14 protein-coding genes are annotated in these 20,238 nt (G+C 70.2%); 11 read left to right on the forward strand and 3 right to left on the reverse strand.

Translation table 11 applies throughout. The annotated features are described in order from the left end of the window. Window positions 1-36: 36 nt before the first annotated feature. Entirely contained in the window at window positions 37-2,235 is a 2,199-nt protein-coding gene (locus OG842_RS35650; protein ID WP_266734938.1) for an alpha-ketoacid dehydrogenase subunit alpha/beta, read from the reverse strand. Between the two features lie 138 nt (window positions 2,236-2,373). Between OG842_RS35650 and OG842_RS35655 the strand changes: the two genes are divergently transcribed. The 7 genes from OG842_RS35655 to OG842_RS35685 all read left to right on the forward strand — a co-directional run bounded on the left by OG842_RS35655 (window position 2,374) and on the right by OG842_RS35685 (window position 10,492). Next, the gene (locus tag OG842_RS35655; protein WP_266734936.1) at window positions 2,374-2,928 is read left to right on the forward strand and encodes a VOC family protein; all 555 of its coding nucleotides are present in this window, start codon (window positions 2,374-2,376) and stop codon (window positions 2,926-2,928) included. 60 nt (window positions 2,929-2,988) lie between these two features. Beyond that, complete coding sequence (locus OG842_RS35660) at window positions 2,989-3,723, forward strand: GntR family transcriptional regulator (protein ID WP_266734934.1); 735 nt, start codon at window positions 2,989-2,991, stop codon at window positions 3,721-3,723. Next, window positions 3,680-4,462: an SDR family NAD(P)-dependent oxidoreductase gene (locus tag OG842_RS35665; RefSeq protein ID WP_266734933.1), complete on the forward strand. Its 783-nt coding sequence runs from the start codon at window positions 3,680-3,682 to the stop codon at window positions 4,460-4,462. Before OG842_RS35660 ends, OG842_RS35665 begins: the two co-directional genes overlap by 44 nt. Before the next feature lie 57 nt (window positions 4,463-4,519). Then, on the forward strand, window positions 4,520-5,323 hold the full coding sequence (locus OG842_RS35670; RefSeq protein WP_266734931.1) for an SDR family NAD(P)-dependent oxidoreductase: 804 nt from the start codon (window positions 4,520-4,522) through the stop codon (window positions 5,321-5,323). 89 nt (window positions 5,324-5,412) lie between these two features. Further along, window positions 5,413-7,344, forward strand: a complete 1,932-nt coding sequence (htpG, locus tag OG842_RS35675) for a molecular chaperone HtpG (RefSeq protein WP_266734930.1) — start codon at window positions 5,413-5,415, stop codon at window positions 7,342-7,344. Between the two features lie 358 nt (window positions 7,345-7,702). Then, entirely contained in the window at window positions 7,703-9,172 is a 1,470-nt protein-coding gene (locus OG842_RS35680; protein WP_401876075.1) for an MFS transporter, read from the forward strand. Window positions 9,173-9,346: 174 nt separating this feature from the next. Beyond that, window positions 9,347-10,492, forward strand: a complete 1,146-nt coding sequence (locus OG842_RS35685; RefSeq protein WP_266734929.1) for a glycosyltransferase — start codon at window positions 9,347-9,349, stop codon at window positions 10,490-10,492. Between the two features lie 25 nt (window positions 10,493-10,517). Here the strand turns inward: OG842_RS35685 and OG842_RS35690 are convergent, their stop codons facing one another. Further along, the gene (locus OG842_RS35690; protein ID WP_266734928.1) at window positions 10,518-11,651 is read right to left on the reverse strand and encodes a PP2C family protein-serine/threonine phosphatase; all 1,134 of its coding nucleotides are present in this window, start codon (window positions 11,649-11,651) and stop codon (window positions 10,518-10,520) included. A 103-nt stretch (window positions 11,652-11,754) separates the two neighbouring features. Beyond that, the gene (locus tag OG842_RS35695) at window positions 11,755-13,560 is read right to left on the reverse strand and encodes a hypothetical protein (RefSeq protein WP_266734927.1); all 1,806 of its coding nucleotides are present in this window, start codon (window positions 13,558-13,560) and stop codon (window positions 11,755-11,757) included. Window positions 13,561-13,791: 231 nt separating this feature from the next. Here OG842_RS35695 and OG842_RS35700 point away from each other — a divergent pair, with 231 nt between their 5' ends. The 4 genes from OG842_RS35700 to OG842_RS35715 all read left to right on the forward strand — a co-directional run bounded on the left by OG842_RS35700 (window position 13,792) and on the right by OG842_RS35715 (window position 20,166). Next, entirely contained in the window at window positions 13,792-15,174 is a 1,383-nt protein-coding gene (locus tag OG842_RS35700; RefSeq protein WP_266734925.1) for an extracellular solute-binding protein, read from the forward strand. A 73-nt stretch (window positions 15,175-15,247) separates the two neighbouring features. Beyond that, on the forward strand, window positions 15,248-16,276 hold the full coding sequence (locus OG842_RS35705) for a carbohydrate ABC transporter permease (protein WP_266734924.1): 1,029 nt from the start codon (window positions 15,248-15,250) through the stop codon (window positions 16,274-16,276). Next, window positions 16,276-17,202 (forward strand): carbohydrate ABC transporter permease, encoded by a 927-nt coding sequence (locus OG842_RS35710; protein ID WP_266734922.1) that lies wholly within the window; start codon window positions 16,276-16,278, stop codon window positions 17,200-17,202. Before OG842_RS35705 ends, OG842_RS35710 begins: the two co-directional genes overlap by 1 nt. A 171-nt stretch (window positions 17,203-17,373) precedes the next feature. Then, window positions 17,374-20,166, forward strand: a complete 2,793-nt coding sequence (locus OG842_RS35715; protein ID WP_266734920.1) for a hypothetical protein — start codon at window positions 17,374-17,376, stop codon at window positions 20,164-20,166. The last annotated feature ends 72 nt before the right edge of the window (window positions 20,167-20,238 follow it).

Below are 20,238 nucleotides of genomic sequence, written 5' to 3' on the forward strand. Positions count from 1 at the left end.
ATCAACCCTCCTGGGTGTTCTCTCGTACGGGGAGGGTCAGTTCCCGGTGACCCGCTGGAGCGCGGCCACGACCTCTTCGGTCCGTGCGATTGCCGCCCGCTCCAGCACCTTGCTGATGCTGGGCGAGGACTCGCCGGCCTGGACGCGCTCGACCGGCCGGTCCAGCCAGTCGAAGTGGCGGCGCTGGATCTCGTCGGACAGCCAGCCGCCGTACGAGGTGCCGACGGGGCCCTGCTCGGCGATGAGCACGTTGTTGGTCTTGCGGATGCTCGCGCCGAGGGTGTCCCAGTCGAGACTGGCGCGGTCCAGCCACCGCAGGTCGATGACCTCGGCGTCCAGGCCCAGCTGCTCGACGGCCTCCAGCACGTAGTTGGTCATCGCGAGGTACGTGACGACGGTGATCCGTGATCCGGTGCGGCGCACGGCCGCCTTGCCCACCGGCAGGCAGTAGTCGAAATCGTCCACCGGGCCGGGACCGACCGAGCTGTACAGGTCGGTGTGCTCCAGTACGACGACCGGGTCCTTGCAGGTCAGTGCGGAGTTCATCAGGCCCACGTAGTCGAAGGGCGTGGACGGGGCGACGATCCGCCAGCCCGGGGCCGTGGCGAGGATTCCCGCCGGATCCATGGAGTGCTGGGAGCCGTAGCCGGTGCCCATGGCGACCTTGCTGCGCAGGACGAGCGGCACTCCGGACCCCTGTCCGTCGCCGCCGAACATGTGCCGGGCCTTGCCGATCTGGTTGAAGATCTGGTCGGCCGCGACCCACATGAAGTCGGCGTACATGAACTCGACCACCGGCTTGTACCGGCCGTCGAGCGCGATGCCGCCGGCCAGCCCGGCGAAGGCGTTCTCACTGATCGGGGTGCCCAGGACACGGTCCGGGTGGGCCTCGGCCAGGCCCTTGGTGGCGCCGTTGGTGCCGCCCTTGAGCCGGTGCACGTCCTCGCCCATGACGACGACCGACTCGTCCTCGGCCATGCGCCGGCTCATCACCTCGGCCACGACGTCGATGAACTTCCGCTGTTCCAGGCGGCCCTGGAAGGCATCCGCCCCGGTGCCGGTGTCGGCGACGCGTACGTCGTCGAACTCGCTGAGGTCGCCGCGTACGCCGACGTCACGGAAGGACGGGTCGGGCCATTCGGAGGGCCTGATGCGGCGGGTGCCCGGCTTGCCTTCGGGGTCGGGCTCCAGCAGTTCGTCGCCGATGGCGGCCATGACGGCCTTGGCCCGCGCCGTGCACTCCTCGATCTCGTCGGCGCCGAGGACGCCGTTCTCGACGAGCTGCCGCGAGACGAGGGCGAGCGGGTCGCGGGCCCGCCACTCCTTCTCCTCGTCCTTGGTGCGGTAGCCGAACGCGCTGCCGGGGAACGGGCCGTTCTGGTGGAAGAAGCGGTAGACCTCGGCCTCGACGATGGTCGGGCCGTGGCCCGCGCGCATGTGGTCCACGGCCTCGCTCATGGCGAGGTACGTGGCGAGCGGGTCCATGCCGTCCACGCGCCAGCTGGGGATGTTGAAGCCCAGACCGCGCGCCGACAGCCGGGGCTCGGCCGTCGCCTCGTCCACATGGGTGGAGACGGCGTACTTGTTGTTCTCGATGAAGAAGCAGACCGGCAGCTTCCAGGCGGCGGCGAGGTTCATCGTCTCCAGCACGGAGCCGATGTTGACCGCGCCGTCCCCGAAGTAGGTCACCGAGACGGCATCGGTGCCGGCCTGCCGCGCCGACCAGGCGAACCCGGCGGCCTGCGGCACGCCGCCACCGACGATCGCGTTGGTGCCCATGGCCCCGGCCTCGCGCCACTGCAGATGCATGGACCCGCCCCGCCCCCGGCAGAAGCCCCTGGCCAGGCCGCAGATCTCGGCCAGGCTGCGCTGCAGGACGGTGCGCACCTCGTCGTCGACGGGGCGGCGCAGGTCGATGCCGGCGGGCGCGACGTAACCCAGTGCCTTGGCGAGGAACTGGTGGTGCCCCCGGTGCGAACCGCCGACGAAGTCGGCGCCGGTCAGCGGCAGCACCGAGCCGACGGCGCCGCCCTCCTGGCCGATGCTGGAGTGCGCCGGGCCGTGGACCAGTCCCTGGCCCGCCAGGTCGAGTACGTACTCCTCGAAGGTCCTGATCAGCAGGGTCTGGGTGAACATCGAGGTCAGCAGCCGGGGGTCCGCGCCGTGCCAGTCCTTCTTGGTCGCCGTCACCTCGGTCCAGGGTGCGGCGGGGGCCAGTTTCCGGTGTGTGGGCATGAGCACTCTCCTGTGTGATTCGGTGAGCACTGTCGCAGCGAATGGATCCATAGCCAATACCTCGTTACCGGAACGTTACGTTCAAATTTCGGGAGTGTCCATTGACTACGGCACCTGTGGCGGCGCAATGTGAGACGCATGGCGGATAGATGGATCCATTCCACAGGTGACCGGGGGCAGGGACTTCCCGGGCTGGCCGGCGTCGAGCACATCGGCTTCACGGTTCCCGACCTTGAAGAGGCGACCCGGTTCTTCGTCGAGGTGATCGGCTGCGAGCACGTCTACTCGCTCGGCCCGTTCCGCTCCGACGGCACCTGGATGAGCGACCACCTCGGCGTCCACCCGCGCGCCGTGATGCGCGAGCTGCGCTTCTTCCGCTGCGCGGGCGGTCCGAACTTCGAGATCTTCGAGTACGAGGCCCCCGGCCAGCAGACGCGACCACCGAGCAACAGCGATGTCGGTGGCCACCATCTCGCCTTCTACGTCACCGACCTCGACGCCGCCGTGGCACACCTTCGACGGCACGGCGTACGGATCATGGGCGAACCCACGGCCAGCTCCGGCCCGAGCGAGGGGCAGCGCTGGGTCTACTTCCTCACTCCCTGGGGGATGCAGCTGGAGCTGGTCTCCTATCCGGGCGGCAAGCGGTACGAGGCCGACTCACCGGTACTGCTGTGGCAGCCTTCCGTCTGAACACCCCGCACCCGCCGCACCGGCCCCACCCGCCGCCGCGACACCGCACCAGGGAGAACCATGTCTCGCAAGCCGACCACCGGATCGGACACGCCCGGCCCCAGCGCCGCCGTCGCCAGCCAGCGCGTCGCGGACCATCTGCGTGCCGCCATCCTCAGCGGTGAACTGCGCCCCGGCGCACGGATCATGCAGGAGCAGGTCGCAGCGCAGCTCGGCGCCAGCCGGCTGCCCGTACGCGAGGCCCTGCGGATACTGGCGGCAGAGGGCCTGACGGTCGTGAAGTCCAACAGCGGCGCCTGGGTCTCCAGGATGGACATGGCGGAGTGCGAGGGCGTCTACAAGATCCGCGAACGCCTGGAACCGCTCGCCCTCAGCGAGAGCATCCCGCATCTGTCCGCAGCACAGATCGCCGAACTGGAGACGATCGCGCGGCAGATCGAGCTCACCACCGACGTGGACCGCTTCCTGGCCCTCGACGGCCGTCTCCACCTGCTCACCTACGCCGGATGCCGCGTCGCCCAGATCACCGCCATGGTCGACCGCTTCTGGAACACCACACAGCACTACCGCCGCGCCTTCGCCCGGCTCGCCGGCGACACCGGCTGGGAACTGATCCATGCCGAACACCGCCTGATCATCGATGCGATCAAGCGGGGCGACACCGTCGACGCCGAACGCTTTCTCACCGGCCACATCCGCCGCACACGGCTCGAACTGGCCCAACATCCCGAACTGTTCACAGAGGAAGACCATGACAGCGACCACACAGCAGACGAAGCAGGCCCCGCGGACTGACGCCCGCCCCTTCGAGGGCCGGACCCTCCTCCTGTCCGGCGCGGGCGGCGGCATCGCCCGCGAGGTGGCCCGCCAGTTCCACGCGGCAGGCGCCAACCTGGTGCTCGGCGACCTGAACGCCGGGGCACTGGAGGAGTTCGCCGCGACGCTCGACCCCACGGGCGCCACCGTGATCACCCGAACCCTGGACGCGGCCTCGCCGGAGAGCAACAACGCCTTCGTCGCCGCCGCCGTCGAGATGTTCGGCTCGGTCGACTTCCTCGTGCCCGCCGCCGGGATCTATCCGGAGCAGGCCGTCGCCGACATGACCGACGAGCAGTGGAACACCGTCATCTCGGTCAACCTCAACGGTGTCTTCTACCTCACCCGCGCCGTACTGCCCCACCTCAACGAGGGCGGCAGCATCGTCAACCTGACCTCCATGGCCGGTCACCGCGGCAGCGTCCGGCACGCGCACTACGCGGCGACGAAGGGCGCGCTGCTCGCCTTCTCCCGCAGCCTCGCCTGGGAACTCGGCTCCAGGGCACGGATCAACATGGTCTCGCCCGGCATCATCGAGACCCCCATGACCCGCGACTACGTCGCCGACCGCGGCGACACCGCTCTCGCCACCACCCCCCTCGGCCGCCTGGGCAGGCCGGAGGAAGTGGCCTCCGTCGTCACCTTCCTCTGCTCGCCCGCGGCGAGCTTCGTACAGGGCGAGGTCATCCATGTGAACGGCGGCATGCACATGATCTGAGCAGGAAGAAGAACACCGATGAAGAGAGCGGCAGTGCGAGTGGGAACGGAACAGAACATGACGACCGAAGCGGCGATCTACCCGGACCTGAGCGGCAGCTCCGTATGCGTCACCGGCGCCGCCCGCGGCCTGGGACTCGCGATGGCCGATGCCTTCGCGCACGCCGGATGCCATGTGCTGCTGCTCGACATCGACGGCGACGAACTGGACCGGGTGCGCCCCGCGATGGAGGCGCGCCACCCCGGCCAGGTGATCGCGACGGCGACCGCCCCGGTCAGCGACCAGGACGCCGTGACGGCGGCGCTGACCGACTTCACCGCCCGGACGGGAGAGCTGTCCGTCATGGTCGCCAACGCCGGAGTGTCCGCCAACGCGCCGTCCCTCGACCTCGAACTGGACCGCTGGAACACCGCGTTGGACGTCAACCTCACCGGGGCCTTCGTCTGCGCACGTGCCGCCGCCCGCATCATGCGCGAGGGCGACGGGGGCGTCATCCTGACCACCTCGTCGATGTACGGAGTGACGGCCGGGCCCGAGCGCGCGGCGTACTGCGCGGCCAAGGCGGCCGTCGCCGCCCTCACCAAGGTCCTGGCCGTCGAGTGGGCCCCGTTCGGCATCCGGGTCAACGCGCTCGCACCGGGGTACGTCGAGACCGACCTGCTGACCCGGCTCTCCGTCGCCGGCCGGCTGGACACCGGGGCGCTGCGCCGCCGCACCCCGCGCGGCCGCCTCGGCAGCCCCGAGGACATCGCGCACCTCGCCCTGTTCCTGTCCTCCGGCGTGTCCGCGAACATCACGGGCCAGGTGATGGTCAGCGACGGCGGCTGGACGGCCGACGGCTACGCGGTGGCACCGGCCTGACCGGAGGCATGGCGGCGCCGATGCGGCCGGCTGATCTAAAGTACTCAGGCCGATTTCCGTACCGCGGACCTGAGAAGGAATCACGGATTATGCCCACTGAGACGTTCGAGTTTCAGGTGGAAGCGCGCCAGCTTCTGCAGATGATGATCCACTCGATCTACTCGAACAAGGACGTGTTCCTGCGTGAGCTCGTCTCCAACGCCTCCGACGCGCTCGACAAGCTGCGGCTCGAAGCACTGCGCGACGACTCGCTCGACGCGGATGTGTCCGACCTCCACATCGCCATCGAGACCGACCGGCAGGCCCGCACGCTGACCGTGCGGGACAACGGCATCGGGATGTCTCACGACGAAGTGGTCCAGCTCATCGGGACCATCGCGAACTCGGGCACCGCGAAGTTCCTGCGGGAACTCAAGGAGGCCGAGGAGAACGCCGCGGCCGACGGCCTGATCGGTCAGTTCGGTGTCGGGTTCTACTCCAGCTTCATGGTGGCCGACGAGGTCACGCTGCTGACCCGGCGCGCGGGCGAGAGCCAGGGCACCCGGTGGACGTCCTCCGGCGAGGGCACGTACACGATCGAGACCGTCGACAGCGCTCCCCAGGGAACCTCCGTCACGCTCCGGCTCAAGCCGGAGGACACCGACGACCAGCTGCACGACTACGTCTCCCCGTGGAAGATCAGGGAGATCGTCAAGCGGTACTCGGACTTCATCACCTGGCCGGTCCGGATGGTTCCCGAGGCCACGCAGGGCGCGGACGGCGAGGAAGGGGCCGACGACGCCCCGCGCGAGCCCGAGACGCTCAACTCGATGAAGGCGCTGTGGGCGCGCTCGCGCGACGAGGTCACCGACGACGAGTACCACGAGCTGTACAAGCACATCAGCCACGACTGGAGTGCCCCGCTGGAGACCATCCGTCTCCAGGCGGAAGGCACTTTCGAGTACCAGGCACTGCTCTTCATCCCGTCGCACGCGCCCCAGGACCTCTTCATGCAGGGGTACCGGCGCGGCATCCAGCTCTATGTGAAGCGCGTCTTCATCATGGACGACTGCGAAGCGCTGATGCCGCCGTACCTGCGCTTCGTCAAGGGTGTCGTCGACGCGCAGGACCTGTCGCTCAACGTGTCGCGGGAGATCCTCCAGCAGGACCGCCAGATCCAGCTGATGCACCGGCGGCTGGCGAAGAAGGTGCTGTCGACGGTCAAGGACATGATGACCGCCGAGCCGGAGCGGTACGCCACGTTCTGGCGGGAGTTCGGCCGGGTCGTCAAGGAAGGGCTGCTGAGTGACTTCGAGAACCGCGAGACCATCCTCGGCATCGCGTCCTTCGCCACCACCCACGACAAGGACGAGCCGACCACGCTGCGGCAGTACGTGGAGCGGATGAAGGACGGCCAGGAGCACATCTTCTACGTGACGGGCGAGTCCCGTCAGGCCATCGAGAACTCCCCGCACATGGAGGCGTTCCGCGCCAAGGGCGTCGAGGTGCTGCTGCTGACCGACCCCGTCGACGAGGTGTGGGTCGAGGCGGAGCCGGAGTTCGACGGCAAGAAGCTGCGGTCCGTCGCCAAGGGGGAGGTCGACCTCGGGACCGAGGAGGAGAAGAAGGAGGCCGCGACCGAGCGCGAGGGCCGGCAGCAGGAGTACGCGGATCTGCTCGGCTGGATGACGGACCGGCTGAGCGGCACCGTCAAGGAAGTACGGCTCTCCTCGCGCCTCACCGTCTCGCCCGCCTGCATCGTCTCGGACACGAACGACCTGACGCCGGCCCTGGAGAACATGTACCGCGCCATGGGCCAGCCCGTTCCCGAGGTCAAGCGCATCCTCGAACTCAACCCGGAGCACGCGCTGGTCAGCGGCCTCAACCGGGCACACGCCGAACGCGGCGAGGGCGACGGTGCCGCACTCCAGGAGACGGCCGAACTGCTCCACGACCTGGCGCTGCTGGCCGAGGGCGGCGAACTGAGCGACCCGTCGCGCTTCGTCAGGCTGATGGCCGATCGCCTCGAACGCACCCTGTGACCGCCCGCTGTCGGTGAATCCGCGCCGACAGCGGCACAGCGGCCGAAGCTTCACGGTGGGCCGTGCCTCGTACACCGGGGCACGGCCCACCGGCCGGTTCGTCCGCGTCGGCTCAGGACCGGCCCGCACCAGGATGCGCATAACGCGGTCCGGGGCGAGTATCAAAGTACGGGCAGTGGCCCGGTTGCGCCCCGGCCCCCGAGGGCCGGCCCCCTTCCCCGGCGCTCCGGTCCGCTTCCCGGCCGCCGGGGAGGGGTGTGGTGGCGGGGAGCGCCATGCACCGGGCGGTTTCCGGGACGGCGGTGTGCGCGGAAAACGAGTGGCACGCGCTCATACGGCCGACATAGCTTGTGCGCCTGTGACCGATGCCCCGAAGAGCCCCTCGCGCGAACCGCGTGCGACGTCCGCGGAACCACCCACCGAGGAAGGCGGCCGACGGACGACGACAGCCGGCCTGCCGCCCCTGGGCTCCGAGGCCGCCGAGGGCATTTTCTCCCGGACGTACGCGGCGGCCACCTCGAGCTTTGCCGCGGTGATGTTCCTGACCGGCCTCGCCGCACTGGCCGTGGTGCCCACGCTCCCGACGGCCGCCCGGGATCTGGACGGGGTGTCCCTCTTCCCGCTGGTGGCGGGCTGTTTCGTGGCCGCGAGCCTGCTGGGCGGCGTACTGGGCGGTCACTGGGCCGACCGGGCGGGGGCGAACCGCCCGCTGGCGGCGGGCATGGTGCTGGCCGTGGTCACCCTGCTGGTCTCGGCGAGCAGCACCTCGATCTGGCAACTGGCCGCCGGGCGCTTCGTGGACGGCGTGGCGGGCGGGATGGTCGCGGTGGCGATCAACACCGCGATCGGCCAGGCGTATCCCGAGCGGCTCCAGCCGCGCGCCCTGGCGCTGATGAGCGCCTGCTGGATCATTCCGTCACTGGTCGGACCTCCGCTGGCCGGGCTGGTGGCCGAGTGGTGGTCCTGGCGTGCGGTCTTCTACGGCCTGGCGGCGCTCACGGCGCTTCCGGCGCTGGCGGTCGTGGCCCTGCTGAACGGTCGTTCCCGGAAGGCCGCGCCCACGCTGTCGAAGGAGCGGACCCCGCGCCCCGCCCTGACCATCGCGGTGGCGGTGAGCGTGGGTGCGGCGCTTGGCCAGTACGGAGTTTCGGGCTGGGACACGCGCCATCTGCTGTTCGCGGTGGCGGGACTCGCGCTGATGGTGCTGTTCGCCTTCCGGCTGCTGCCGTCGGGCACCTGGCGTGCCGCGCGCGGACTGCCGGCCACGGTGCTGCTGCGCGGGCTGAGTTCGGGAGTGTTCTTCACGCTGGAGGCGTTCGTGCCGCTGATGCTGGTCACCGGCCGGGACGTGGCCCCCGTGGTGACGGGTCTGGCCTTCACCGGCGCCGCCGTGGCGTGGGCCGCCTCCTCCTGGGTGCAGGGCCGGCTGCCGGAGCGGACGCCCCGTCACCGCCTGGTCGTGGTGGGGGCGTTGGTGCAGGTGGTGGCGGTCGTGATCGCCTCCGTCGGGTCGTTGCCCGGGATGCCGCCGATCACCGCCGCGTCCTCGATGGTCGTCGCGGCCGTCGGCATGGGCCTGCTCGCCCCGTCCCTCACCGTGCTGTCCCTCGCCCATGCCCCGGCCGGCCGCCAGGGCTACGCCAGCAGTGCGATGCAGACCAACCAGAACCTGGGCCAGATCCTGGTTCTGGGCGTCGCCTCCGCCGTCTTCAACGCCTTCCTGGGCGGCGGATCCAACGACCACGTCGGCTACGCCGCCGCCTTCGGGCTGCTGCTCGTGCCCGGAATCCTGGCAGTCGTGCTCGCGGGCCGGGCCCGCGGCGCGTGAGCCGGGCGTGTCGGGGCCGGGGCGTGCGAGCCCGGCGCGAACCGAACGGCAGGAACCGGATGCGAGGTGCCGGGAGGCCGCGGCGCACGAACATCGGAAACGCGCCGGAAACGCGCAGAATCAGGCGGAAAGCGGTCCTGCGGGCGGCAGGTGCACATCCCTAGGCTCTGTCCCATGCGTGTACTTTTCGCCTCGACCCGCGGACCGGGCCACTTCCACCCGCTCGTCCCCCTCATCGACGCGTGCACGGCGCGGGGTGACGACGTCCTCGTCGTCGCTCCACCGGCACTCGAATCGTTACTGGCGACCCGGAAACAGCCTTACCGCATCGGCGGGGAACCTCCCCAGGAGGAGATCGCGCGGGCCATGACGCCCGTGCTGGCGCTGTCCCCGGACGACGGCGTCGCGATGATGGTCACGGAGGTGTTCGGCCGGCTCGGGATCGCCGCGATGCTTCCCGCGCTGGAGGAGGCGTGCCGCGACTGGCGGCCCGATCTCGTCGTGCACGAGGCGTACGAGTTCGCGTCGGTGGTGGCCGCCGAGCGGCACGGCATCCCGCGGCTCCGGGTCGCGGTCTCGGCCGCGCGGTTCACCCGGTCCACCGACACCCTGCTCACCCCCGTGTTCGCGCCGTACGGAACGGGCATCACGGAACGTCTCCTCGCCACCCCGTATCTGACCCGCCTGCCGGCTTCCCTGGACCCCTCCTCGTACGCCGTTACCCACCGCTACCACGAAACCCCCCGACCGGGCGCGCTGGCGGACCGGTGGGGCGGATCGGCGGAACCGCTGGTCCATCTCACCCTGGGCACCGAGGCGGGTGCCCTGCCGACCGCGGTCGGCCTGTACCGGGGGCTCGTCGAGGCGGTGAGCGGACTGCCGGTGCGGGTACTGCTCACCACGGGACACCTCATCGAGGCGGCGGACCTCGGACCGCTGCCGTCCCAGGTCCATGTGGAGCAGTGGGTGCCGCAGGCGGACGTCCTGCGCAGTGCGTCGCTCGTGGTCTGCCACGGCGGCTCCGGGACGGTGTTCGGCGCCCTGGCGGCCGGTGTCCCGCTGGTCTGCGTCCCGCTCTTCGCGGACCAGCCGGTGAACGCCCGGCTGGTGGCCGACGCGGGGGCGGGTACGGCCGTCACCCCGACCGGCGGCCCGGCGGACAAGGCGGTGATGCTGGGCGCCGACGACGTACGGGCCATCCGCGCGGCCACCGAACTGGTTCTCGCGGATCCGTCCTACCGTGCCCGCGCCGGGCGCCTGGCCGACGAGATGCGGTCGACCGTCACGGTCGCGGAACTGCTCGGCACCCTCGCACCGTGACCTCTGCGGCGGGCGCGGGGAGGCGTCATCCGGAGGCCGGCAGGCGTTCGATGGCCACCAGCGCCGCGTCGTCCCCCAGGCTGCCGCCCGCGTGCCGCAACAGGTCGGCGCACAGGGTCTCCAGCAGGGCTTCGGGGCCCGTGCCGGACCGCGAAGCGGCCCGTTCCCGCAGCGGATAGAAGCGCCCCGACCGGTCCCGGGACTCGATGACGCCGTCGGTGTACAGGAGCAGGGTGTCACCGGCCTCGAAGCGGAACGTCTCCGCCGTGTGTTCGGTGATCACCAGGCGGGTCAGACCGAGCGGCGGGGCCGGCGTCCGGACATCGAGCGGGATCACCTCACCCGCCCGCAGCAGGAGCGGCGGTGGATGACCGCAGCTGACCAGGCGGATCTCGGCGGCGTCGTCGGGGAGGTCGAGCACGGCCGCGGTGACGAACGACTCCGCGAGCTCCGGGTCGTCCTGCCCGTCCGCGCCCGCCTCGGCCGTGTCGTCCTCGGGGCACGGCGCGATGCTCGTCTCCAGCTGGGCCACCAGTTCGGGCAGCGTCCACCGCTGGCGCGAGAGAGCGTGGAAGGCGCCCAGGACGCTCGCCGCCTCGCCGATCGCGGCGAGCCCCTTGCCGCGTACGTCGCCGATGATCACGCGGGTGCCTCCCATGGTGCGGGCGGCGGCGTAGAGGTCGCCGCCGATCTGCGCCTCCTCCTCCGCCGCCAGATAGACCGAGGAGATGCGCAGAGGGCCGCTCCGTCCCGGCAGCGGACGCAGCACCACGTGCTGTGCCGCCTCGGCCACCGAACGCAGCTGGGTCACGGCCCGCTCGCTGCGGACCCTCAGGTGGGCGAAGAAGGTGGCCATGACGGAGATGAGCACGAGCGCGATGATCTGGTAGGTGTGGTTGAGGTCGTAGAGACTGGTGCGCGCGGCCACCAGGACTTGCGCCAGCACGGCGACCACGCCGACGAAGCCGGTCATGCGCGGCCCGGTGAACGAGGCGGCCATCGCGGGCGCGGCCACCAGGAACGGACCGAGATGGACATCCGTCGGTGCGAGGAAGTCGACCACCGTGACGACGGCGATCAGCACGAACGGCATCGCCAGGAGCGCGTTCCTGCGCCTTCGGGACTCACGGACCGAATCCAGGAAGCGCGGGGAAGCCATGCTTCCGGGATACCTCACTCGGCCCGTTCCCGCTCCTTGTACGCCGAGGACCACCGGCCCGGCCGGCCGCGGGCTGCCCGCACGGCCGGCCGGGTCCGGTGTCCTACGGAACGAGCAGCGAATCCGAGAGGCGGGGCGACGGCGGCGCTGCGCCGTCCAGCGTCGCGGAGTGCAGCGCGGCGTGCTCCTCGCGGGAGACGACCGACCGGCCGCCGCGCACCATGAGCCGGCGCCCCTGCGGGGTCGTCCACCGCACCTCGGCGTGGTCACCGGCCACCGCCACCTCGGGACCGGGCTGCGCACCCCGCCGCGCGCCGGACGGCACCAGGGACAGGGTCCCCGCCGCGAAGGTGTCGCCGAGCGCCGCCCAGTCCAGCTCGGCCGGGGTCGTGCTCTCGAAGAACACCACTTCGATCCGAACCCCGTCGGCGCGCGGCACCAGCCGGGCCGTCGGCGTACGGCCGCCGAACGCACCGCCGGCCAGCCTGAAGTCCAGCCGGGCCGTGCCCAGGTCGAGTTCGATCCCGCCGTCGATCGTGGACGGCTCCGCCACGGGCGGCGCGCCGATCGCGTCCACCACCAGCCGCAGCGAACGCGCCCGGAACCGGTCGCCCGGCTCGATCATGTCGAGGTGGTGGTGCCGGTCGCCCGCAGGGCAGGCGAACCCCGCCAGCCAGGCGACGTGCGGACCGCTCTGCACGGTGGAGAGCACACCCGAGGCGAAATCGAAGTCCTCGGCGCCGTCGTCCTTCATCAGATGGACGTGCAGATGCCCGGAGGTCCCGTCCGGGCGGACCCAGTGGCCGAACAGCGGACGCCGCTGCAGCCAGGTGTCCTGGTGGTTCACGCTGCCCAGCGTGGTGACCGCGTCCAGCCAGGTGGTGCCCGTCTCCGGGAACGGGGCCCCGGTGAACAGCTCCCGGTGCTCGTGCTCGCCCGCCAGCCCCCGCAGCCGGGGCAGGACCCAGTCGGGCATCCGGTAGTCCACGCAGGACTCCACCCCGGTCGCCATCTCGCCCCGGACCGGGCTGGGCACCGGCGCGCCGAGCTCCCCGCGCACCGCCTTCGCCAGGAACGGCGGCACCCCCAGGTCGTTGCTGTAGCAGCGGGCCATCGGGCCGGAGAGCTGGCGGGTCGGCGGGTGCCAGCGGGCCAGGAAGTGCAGCCAGAGCCGGTCGTGCAGCCGGTCGTTGAGCTCCAGCACCTCTGTGTCGTCGACATGCTCCCTGATCAGGGTCAGGGTCTGGAGCACGACGCCCCAGTAGGACGGGCTGTTGAACTCGGTGAAGCTGCCGGTGCCGTCGATGGCCCGTGAGAGCCGCACCATGCGGTCCTTGCCGTACGCGAACAGCCTCTCGTCGCCGAGGAGCTTCCCGGCGGCGAGTGTCACGAAGGTGCCCATGACGGCGACGTTGGTGTACGTCAGATGCACGTTCCTGCGGACGATCGACGCGGCCGCGTGCCGCAGCGACTCCCGCAGTTCGTGCCGCACGTCGGCCGGCAGACCGTCGCCGTGGCGGGCGTCCACCAGCAGCAGGGCGATGCCGAGGAAGTCCGCCCAGTTCCAGTCGGCCGGGTCCATCTCGGCCGCCGGTTCCTCGGCGTAGTAGCCCCAGATCCCGTAGGTGGCGTTCTCCGGCGACCGGTCCTGGAGCCCGGCGATCCGCCGGATCACGGAGTGGGCGCGCTCGGCGTCCCCCTCGCCGCCCCGTTCCAGCAGAAGGAGGGCGTAGTGCAGGGAGTTACGCGTGGGGTGTGCGAGACCGCCCTTGATGTGGGTGTGGATGGGGTTGTACGGGGCTTCGACCTGCAGCAGGTTCGCCTCGGAGTCCCAGCAGCGGTCGCCCTCGGCAAGGGCTGCTCGGAGCAGGGCGCGGTCGTACTCGGCGGCCGACCAGGCAGGGTGCACGGGATGTCCTCCAGCTCGCGATCGTCGGGCCGACGATCTCGGGAAAACGCTTGGGAAACGTTTTCCAGAGGCTAAGCCGACGTCTACGCTGCGGCAAGGGGCATTCGTTGGGCTCCGGGGCGGATGCCCACACCCGACCCATTGACGCGGCGATATCGGTCGGTGCAAGGTGACCCCGGCTGGAAAACGCTTTCCAGTCGGTTTCCGGTCTGCCCCTGAATGGAGTCCCCGATGAGACCCTCCCTGCGCATCGCCCTGACGGGCGTCACCGCGGGTGCGCTCGTCTGCGTGCTTGCCTCGTGTTCCGGTTCCGGCAGCGACACGGCCGCCGACGGCACGGTGACGATCACCGTCTCCGGGCGCCCGCCCGCCACCAACGCGGCCGCGCTCAAGACGTTCGACGCGCGGGTCGCGGAGTTCCAGAAGGCGAACCCCAAGATCAGGATCAGGACGAACGAGTACCAGTACGACCAGCAGAGCTTCCAGACCAAGGTGGGCGGCGGCAGTCTGGAGACGGTCGTACGGGTGCCGCTGACCGAGATGTCGGGCCTGATCAAGCGTAGGCAGATCGCCGATCTCTCCTCGGAGTTCAAGGCGCTGAACCACAGCGAGGACTTCAACGACGTCGCCCTCGGGCCCGCGAAGGGCGTGGACGGCAAGCTGTACGGCATTCCCACCGAGGAGTACGCCCTCGGTCTGGTCTACAACCGGGACCTGTTCGAGAAGGCCGGACTCGACCTGGACAAACCGCCGACCAGTTGGTCGGAGGTCCGTACGGCGGCCAAGGCGATCTCCGAGAAGACCGACGCCACCGGATACGCGCAGATGACCAAGGAGAACACCGGCGGCTGGATGCTCACCGCGATGGCGTACTCCTTCGGCGACAGCATGCAGGAGGAGTCCGGCGGCAAGTGGGCCAACAGCTTCGACCGTCCCGGCAGCGGCGCCGAGAAGTCGCTGAAGGCGCTGAAGGAGATGCGCTGGACGGACGACTCGATGGGCAAGAACCAACTGCGCAACATCACCGACATGGAGAAGGACTTCTCCGCCGGGAAGATCGGCATGACGATCGCCGGACCGAGCATGGTCGGCCACTACATCCAGCAGTACAAGGGCGACCCGAAGACCATCGGCCTCGGCGCCATGCCCGTCGACGGCAGCGGCAAGCGGACCCTGGCCGGCGGCACCATCGCGGTGATCAGCCCTCGGGCCACTCCACAACAGCGCGAGGCCGCGGCGAAGTTCATCGACTTCTACTACCTGTCCACCAAGTACGACGCAGGGCTCGCCGAGAAGGACGCGGTGGCCAAGAAGAAGGACGGTGCCGCCATCGGTGTGCCGACCGTGCCGTTCTACAAGCCGGCCATCGCCGATCCGGTCCAGGCCGCGGTCGACAAGCAGGCCAACGTGCCGATCGGGAACTTCGCCCCGTACAGCAGCACACTCGGCGACTACGAACTCGCCATCGAGCCGCCCGTCGAGGCACAGAACGTCTACAAGGCCCTCGACAGCGCCGTACAGGCCGTACTGACCCGCGAGGACGCCGACCCGGCTGAGCAGCTGAAGAAGGCCGCGGCGCAGGTCGAGTCCCAGGTGGAGCGGGCGCAGAACTAGCGCCACGCCCCGCAGCGGAGCGTCCGGTCCATCAGGCAGTGAGCACAGCACGAGGAGAGGCGAGGAGACGTCGATGAGCAGGTCGCAAGCGCCTGCGGCGCCCGCCGGGAACCGCACCCGGAAGGACCGGACGAGGAAACAACGTTCCGCCGACCCCTCCGCGGCCCGGCCGCGGACCGACGGGCCGCCGCGCACCGCCTCCCCGCACCGCGGCGGCCCGGCGGAACGCTTCGTCCGCTGGGTCAGGCAAGGAGGTGTCACCACCATCCTGTTCGGCCTGCCGATGGTGCTGTGCTTCGCCTACTTCTCGTGGTGGCCGATCGTCCAGAGCGTGCAGCTCAGCTTCCAGCAGACCAATCTGGTCGACCCCGCCACCTGGGTGGGCCTGGACAACTTCCGGCATGTGCTGGACGACCCGCTGCTGTGGAAGGCCGTCAAGAACACCGCGCTGTTCGCCGTCCTCGCCCTGGTGATCGGCTTCCCCATACCGCTCTTCCTCGCCGTGCTGATCTCCGAACTCCGGCGCGGCGGCACCCTGTTCCGGATCCTCGCCTACCTTCCGGTGGCGATCCCGCCGGTCGTTTCGGTGCTGCTGTGGAAGGTGTTCTACGACCCGGACGCCGGGCTGTTCAACCAACTGCTGGCCCATGTGGGCCTCGGCCCGTACCCGTGGCTCCAGTCCACCGACACCGCGATGCTGTCGATCGTGCTGGAAGCCACCTGGGCCGGCTTCGGCTCCACGGTCATCATCTATCTGGCGGCGCTCGGCTCCGTGCCGACGGAACTCTACGAGGCCGCCGAGATCGACGCCGCGGGCATCTGGCGCCGGGTCTGGCACATCACCCTGCCGTCACTGCGCGGGGTCGTCCTGATCATGCTGCTGCTCCAGATCATCGGCACCCTCCAGATCTTCACCGAACCCTTCGTGATGACGGACGGCGGCCCGGAGGACTCCACACTCACCATCCTGATGCTGATCTACAACTACGCCTTCCAGAACGGAGACTTCGGAGCCGCGACCGCACTCAGTGTGATGCTGGCCCTCGTGCTCGGCGTGCTCTCGGCGATCTATCTGCGGGCGACGAGGAGCTGGAGCAACTGATGGCCGTACAGACCCCCCTCCGCACCCGCCGGGGCAGCCGTTCCGAGGAGAGCGCACGCGGACTCATCTCCAGTGCCGACCGGCGGCGCACCTCCGTACGGTTCTCGCTCCGCTCCGTGCAGACCCTCTCGCTCCTGCTGCTGCTCGCCTTCGGAGCCGCGCCCCTCTACTGGACGTTCAAGGGCGCCGTCTCACCGACCCAGGAGCTGCTGCGCGACCCGCTGGCGCTCTGGCCCGACCACGCGCAGTGGGAGAACCTCTCCCGCGCCTGGAGCGAACTCCAGGTCGGCCAGTACCTCTGGAACACCGTGGTCCTGGTCACCGGCTCGGTCGTCGCCCACCTCGTGGTCGCCACCACCGGTGGCTACGTCCTGTCCGTGCTGAGCCCCAAGTGGGCGGCGCCCGTGCGGTGGATGGTGCTCGCCACCCTGTTCATCCCCGGCTCCATCTCCCTGGTGGCGCTCTACCTCACCGTGCTCGACCTTCCGGGCCTCGGCATCTCCCTCGCCAACAGCCCCTGGGGCGTCTGGCTGCCGCACGCGGCCAGCGCCTTCACCGTGCTGATCGTGATGAAGTTCTTCGACGGCATCCCCCGCGAACTCTTCGAGGCCGCCAAGGTCGACGGGGCGGGGCCGTTCACCATCTTCCGCCGGATCGTGCTGCCCATGTCGAAGCCGATCCTGGCGGTGGTGACCCTGCTGACGGTCATGAACTCCTGGAAGGACTTCCTCTGGCCGCTGATCGTCATCCCGGACACCGAGAAGCAGCCCATCTCCGCCGCACTGCCGCGCCTCGCGGAAACGGCGGAGCAGTCGCTGCTCATCGCCGGGATGCTGCTCGCCATCCTGCCCCCGGTCGTGCTGTTCCTGATCTTCCAGCGGCAGATCGTCCGCGGCGGGGGAGGCTTCACCGGCCTCAAGGGATGAGACCACCCGGGCACCGGCGCCGGACCCCCGTCCGCGCCAGCCGACGGCGGCAGCGGTGCCCGCCGACGGCATACGGGCCGGTGTGCTCCGCCGGGGTACAGCCGACGGAGCACACCCCCACCCGGGAACCACCGAAACGCACCGCGCCGATCCGATCGAGAGGTTGCCTCGATGGAACAGAACGGCACGATCCGGCCAGGTCCTCTGGCTCCGGCCAGAATAAGGGGTCGCTCCCGGCGGCCCGCCGCATGGGGCGGCGCCGCCGCCCTGCTCGGCTGTCTGCTGGTGGCGGCTCCGCTGCCGGGCACGGCCCCGGCCGCCCACGCGGCCGGCACCCTCACCGTCACCTCGTCCGACCTGATCTTCGTCAAGGGACAGGCGAAGATCACCCTGACCTCCGACCAGGCCTCCGTGGCCTGGAAGGCCATCGACGACCAGGGCCTGACCGTCGCGTCGGGCACCGCCCCGGTCTCGGGCGGCACGGCCACCGTCGACGTCACGAAGCTCGGCAGCGGCTACTACACACTCACGGCGACCGCCGGCACCACCACCCGCACCGCCGACTTCGGCGTACTGACCGCGCTGACCGGCAAGGAACAGCAGGACACCCGCTTCGGCACGGGCATCCACTACGGATGGAACGACGGCGACGACCAGAAGCTGCTGCGCTCGGTCAAGCTGATGGGCATGCACGGGATCCGCTCCGACATCAACTGGGGCGCCATCGAGAAGACCCCCGGCACGTACTCCTGGAGCAGCTACTCCACCGACCAGCACATCCCGTACGCCAAGTCGCAGGGGCTGACCGCCCTGCCCATCTCCGGTTACCGCAACCCCAATTACGACGGCAACCGCACGCCCGCGTCCGACGAGGCGCTTGAGGCGTACGGGAAGTTCACGGCCGCCGTCGTGGAGAAGTACCAGCAGTCCTCGAAGGAAATCGAGATCTACAACGAGTACAACTCGACCGGCTTCAACAACGGCACCTGCGGAATCACCGCCGACTGCTACCTCAAGCTGCTCCAGGCCAGCTACGGCAAGGTGCACGCCAAGGTCCCGGACGCCACCGTGGTCGGCGGCGGTCTGGCCGGTCTCCAGACCGACTGGCTGAAGCGGCTGTACGCGATCGGCGGCCTCAAGTACATGAACGCGCTCAGCGTTCACCACTACGGCTATCCCAACCCGCCCGAGACCGCGCTGGAGAAACTGCCGCAGGTACGCGCCGACCTGGACGCGGCGGGCGGCAAGGACTTCCCGCTGTGGATCACCGAGAACGGCTACCCGACCCACAGCGACGGTGTCACCCCGGCCCAGCAGGCCGCGTACGTGCCGCGCGCCCAGATCTTCTCGTTCGCCTCCGGCGTCGACCGCTACTACTGGTACGACCTCACCAACGACGGCACCGACGCCACCAACAAGGAACACAACTTCGGCGCCTTCAAGCGCCCCACCGCGGACGTCAAGGCCTGGCAGCCCAAGCCGTCCGTGGTCACCGAGGGCGTGCTGATCCGCCAGCTCGCGGGCCGCGCCTACGCCGGCCGTGACGACGCGGGTTCCGCCGACGTCCGCTCGTACCGCTTCGGCACCGGAACCGACATGGTCCGGGCCCTGTACACCACGGCCGCGACACCGGGAACGGCGGAACTGTCGGCCACCGGACCGGTCACCGTCACGGACCAGATGGGCCACGACAAGACCTACCTCCCGGTCGGCGGCAAGGTGCAGCTCGGCATCGACGGCAAGGTGCTGTACGTCAAGGGCGCGGTGAGCGCGGTCAAGACCGTGAGCGGCCCCGTGTTCTCACTCCGGCTGCCGCAGCACTCCAACACCGAGGAGACCGTCGACGCGGTGCTCCAGGTGGACGGCACCAAGGGCCGGACGCTGCCGCTGCGCTACGACTTCCGGATCGCCGGGGAGAAGTACCGGGTCACGGCCGAGCCCGGCAAGGTCGTCCGCCGGACCATCGAGCTGCCCACCTCGGCCCTCACCGGCCCGCGCACGGTCAGCGGCACGGTCGGACTCGGGCCGGTGAACCTCGCCCGCCTCACCTCCGACACCGAGGTGGTGCCGCCCACCCAGGTCACCTTCGACCCGGTGGTGAAGAAGTCGGCCCCGTTCGCCGCCGGGCTCAAGGTGACCGTCACCAACAACCGCGTCCGCGGCCCGCTCGAACTCACCGAGCTGGACTGGCAGGTGAACTCGGGCGACACCTACCTGGACCGGGGCACCATCGACGGACCGATCAAGGTCGGCGCCGAGTCCAGCGCCTCGTACACCGTGGACGCGCGCAACATCAAGCAGTGGAAGCGCTACTGGACGGCCGCCTACATCAACACCCCCGACGGCGCCAGGACCGCGGTGGGCGCCTGGAACGGCTGGGGTTCCGTCCAGCCGGCCGGCACCGACACCACCACCCCCATCGACGTCATCGCCGACGGCTCGGTGAGCTACAAGGGCGGATACAACGGCGCGGCCGACCTGTCCGGCACCGTCCGGCCCCAGTACACCGACGCCGGACTCGTACTCAAGGGCGCGATCACGGACAACGCCCTGGCACAGCCCGCCACCACCGCCGAGAACATGTGGCAGGGCGACAGCATCCAGTTCGCCGTCACCCCTCAGGTGCCGGGCCGCAGCAAGCAGTACGTCGAGTTCGGCGCCTCGCTCGTGGGCGGCAAGCCGCAGGTCCACACCTGGCGGGCACCCTCCGGCCAGTCCGCGGGACCGACCCCCGGCGCCACCGCGCAGGTCACCCGTGACGGCACCACCACCCACTACACGGTGACCGTGCCGTGGGCCTCGCTCGGCCTCGCCGGCAAGCCCACCGCATCCATCGGACTCGGCTTCGTCGTCAACGACAGCGACGACGACGGCCGGGCACGCGGCTGGTCGGAGTGGGGCGCCGCCATCGCCAACAACTCCAAGAGCGCCACCGGCCTGCGGGCCGTCCAGCTGACCGACTGACCCACCCCCGGAACGGGCGGGGCCGGGCGCACCTGACAGCGCCCGGCCCCGCCGCCCGCTGCCCTGCTGCCG

The sequence above is a fragment of the Streptomyces sp. NBC_00376 genome (genome assembly GCF_036077095.1).
GTDB lineage: Bacteria > Actinomycetota > Actinomycetes > Streptomycetales > Streptomycetaceae > Streptomyces.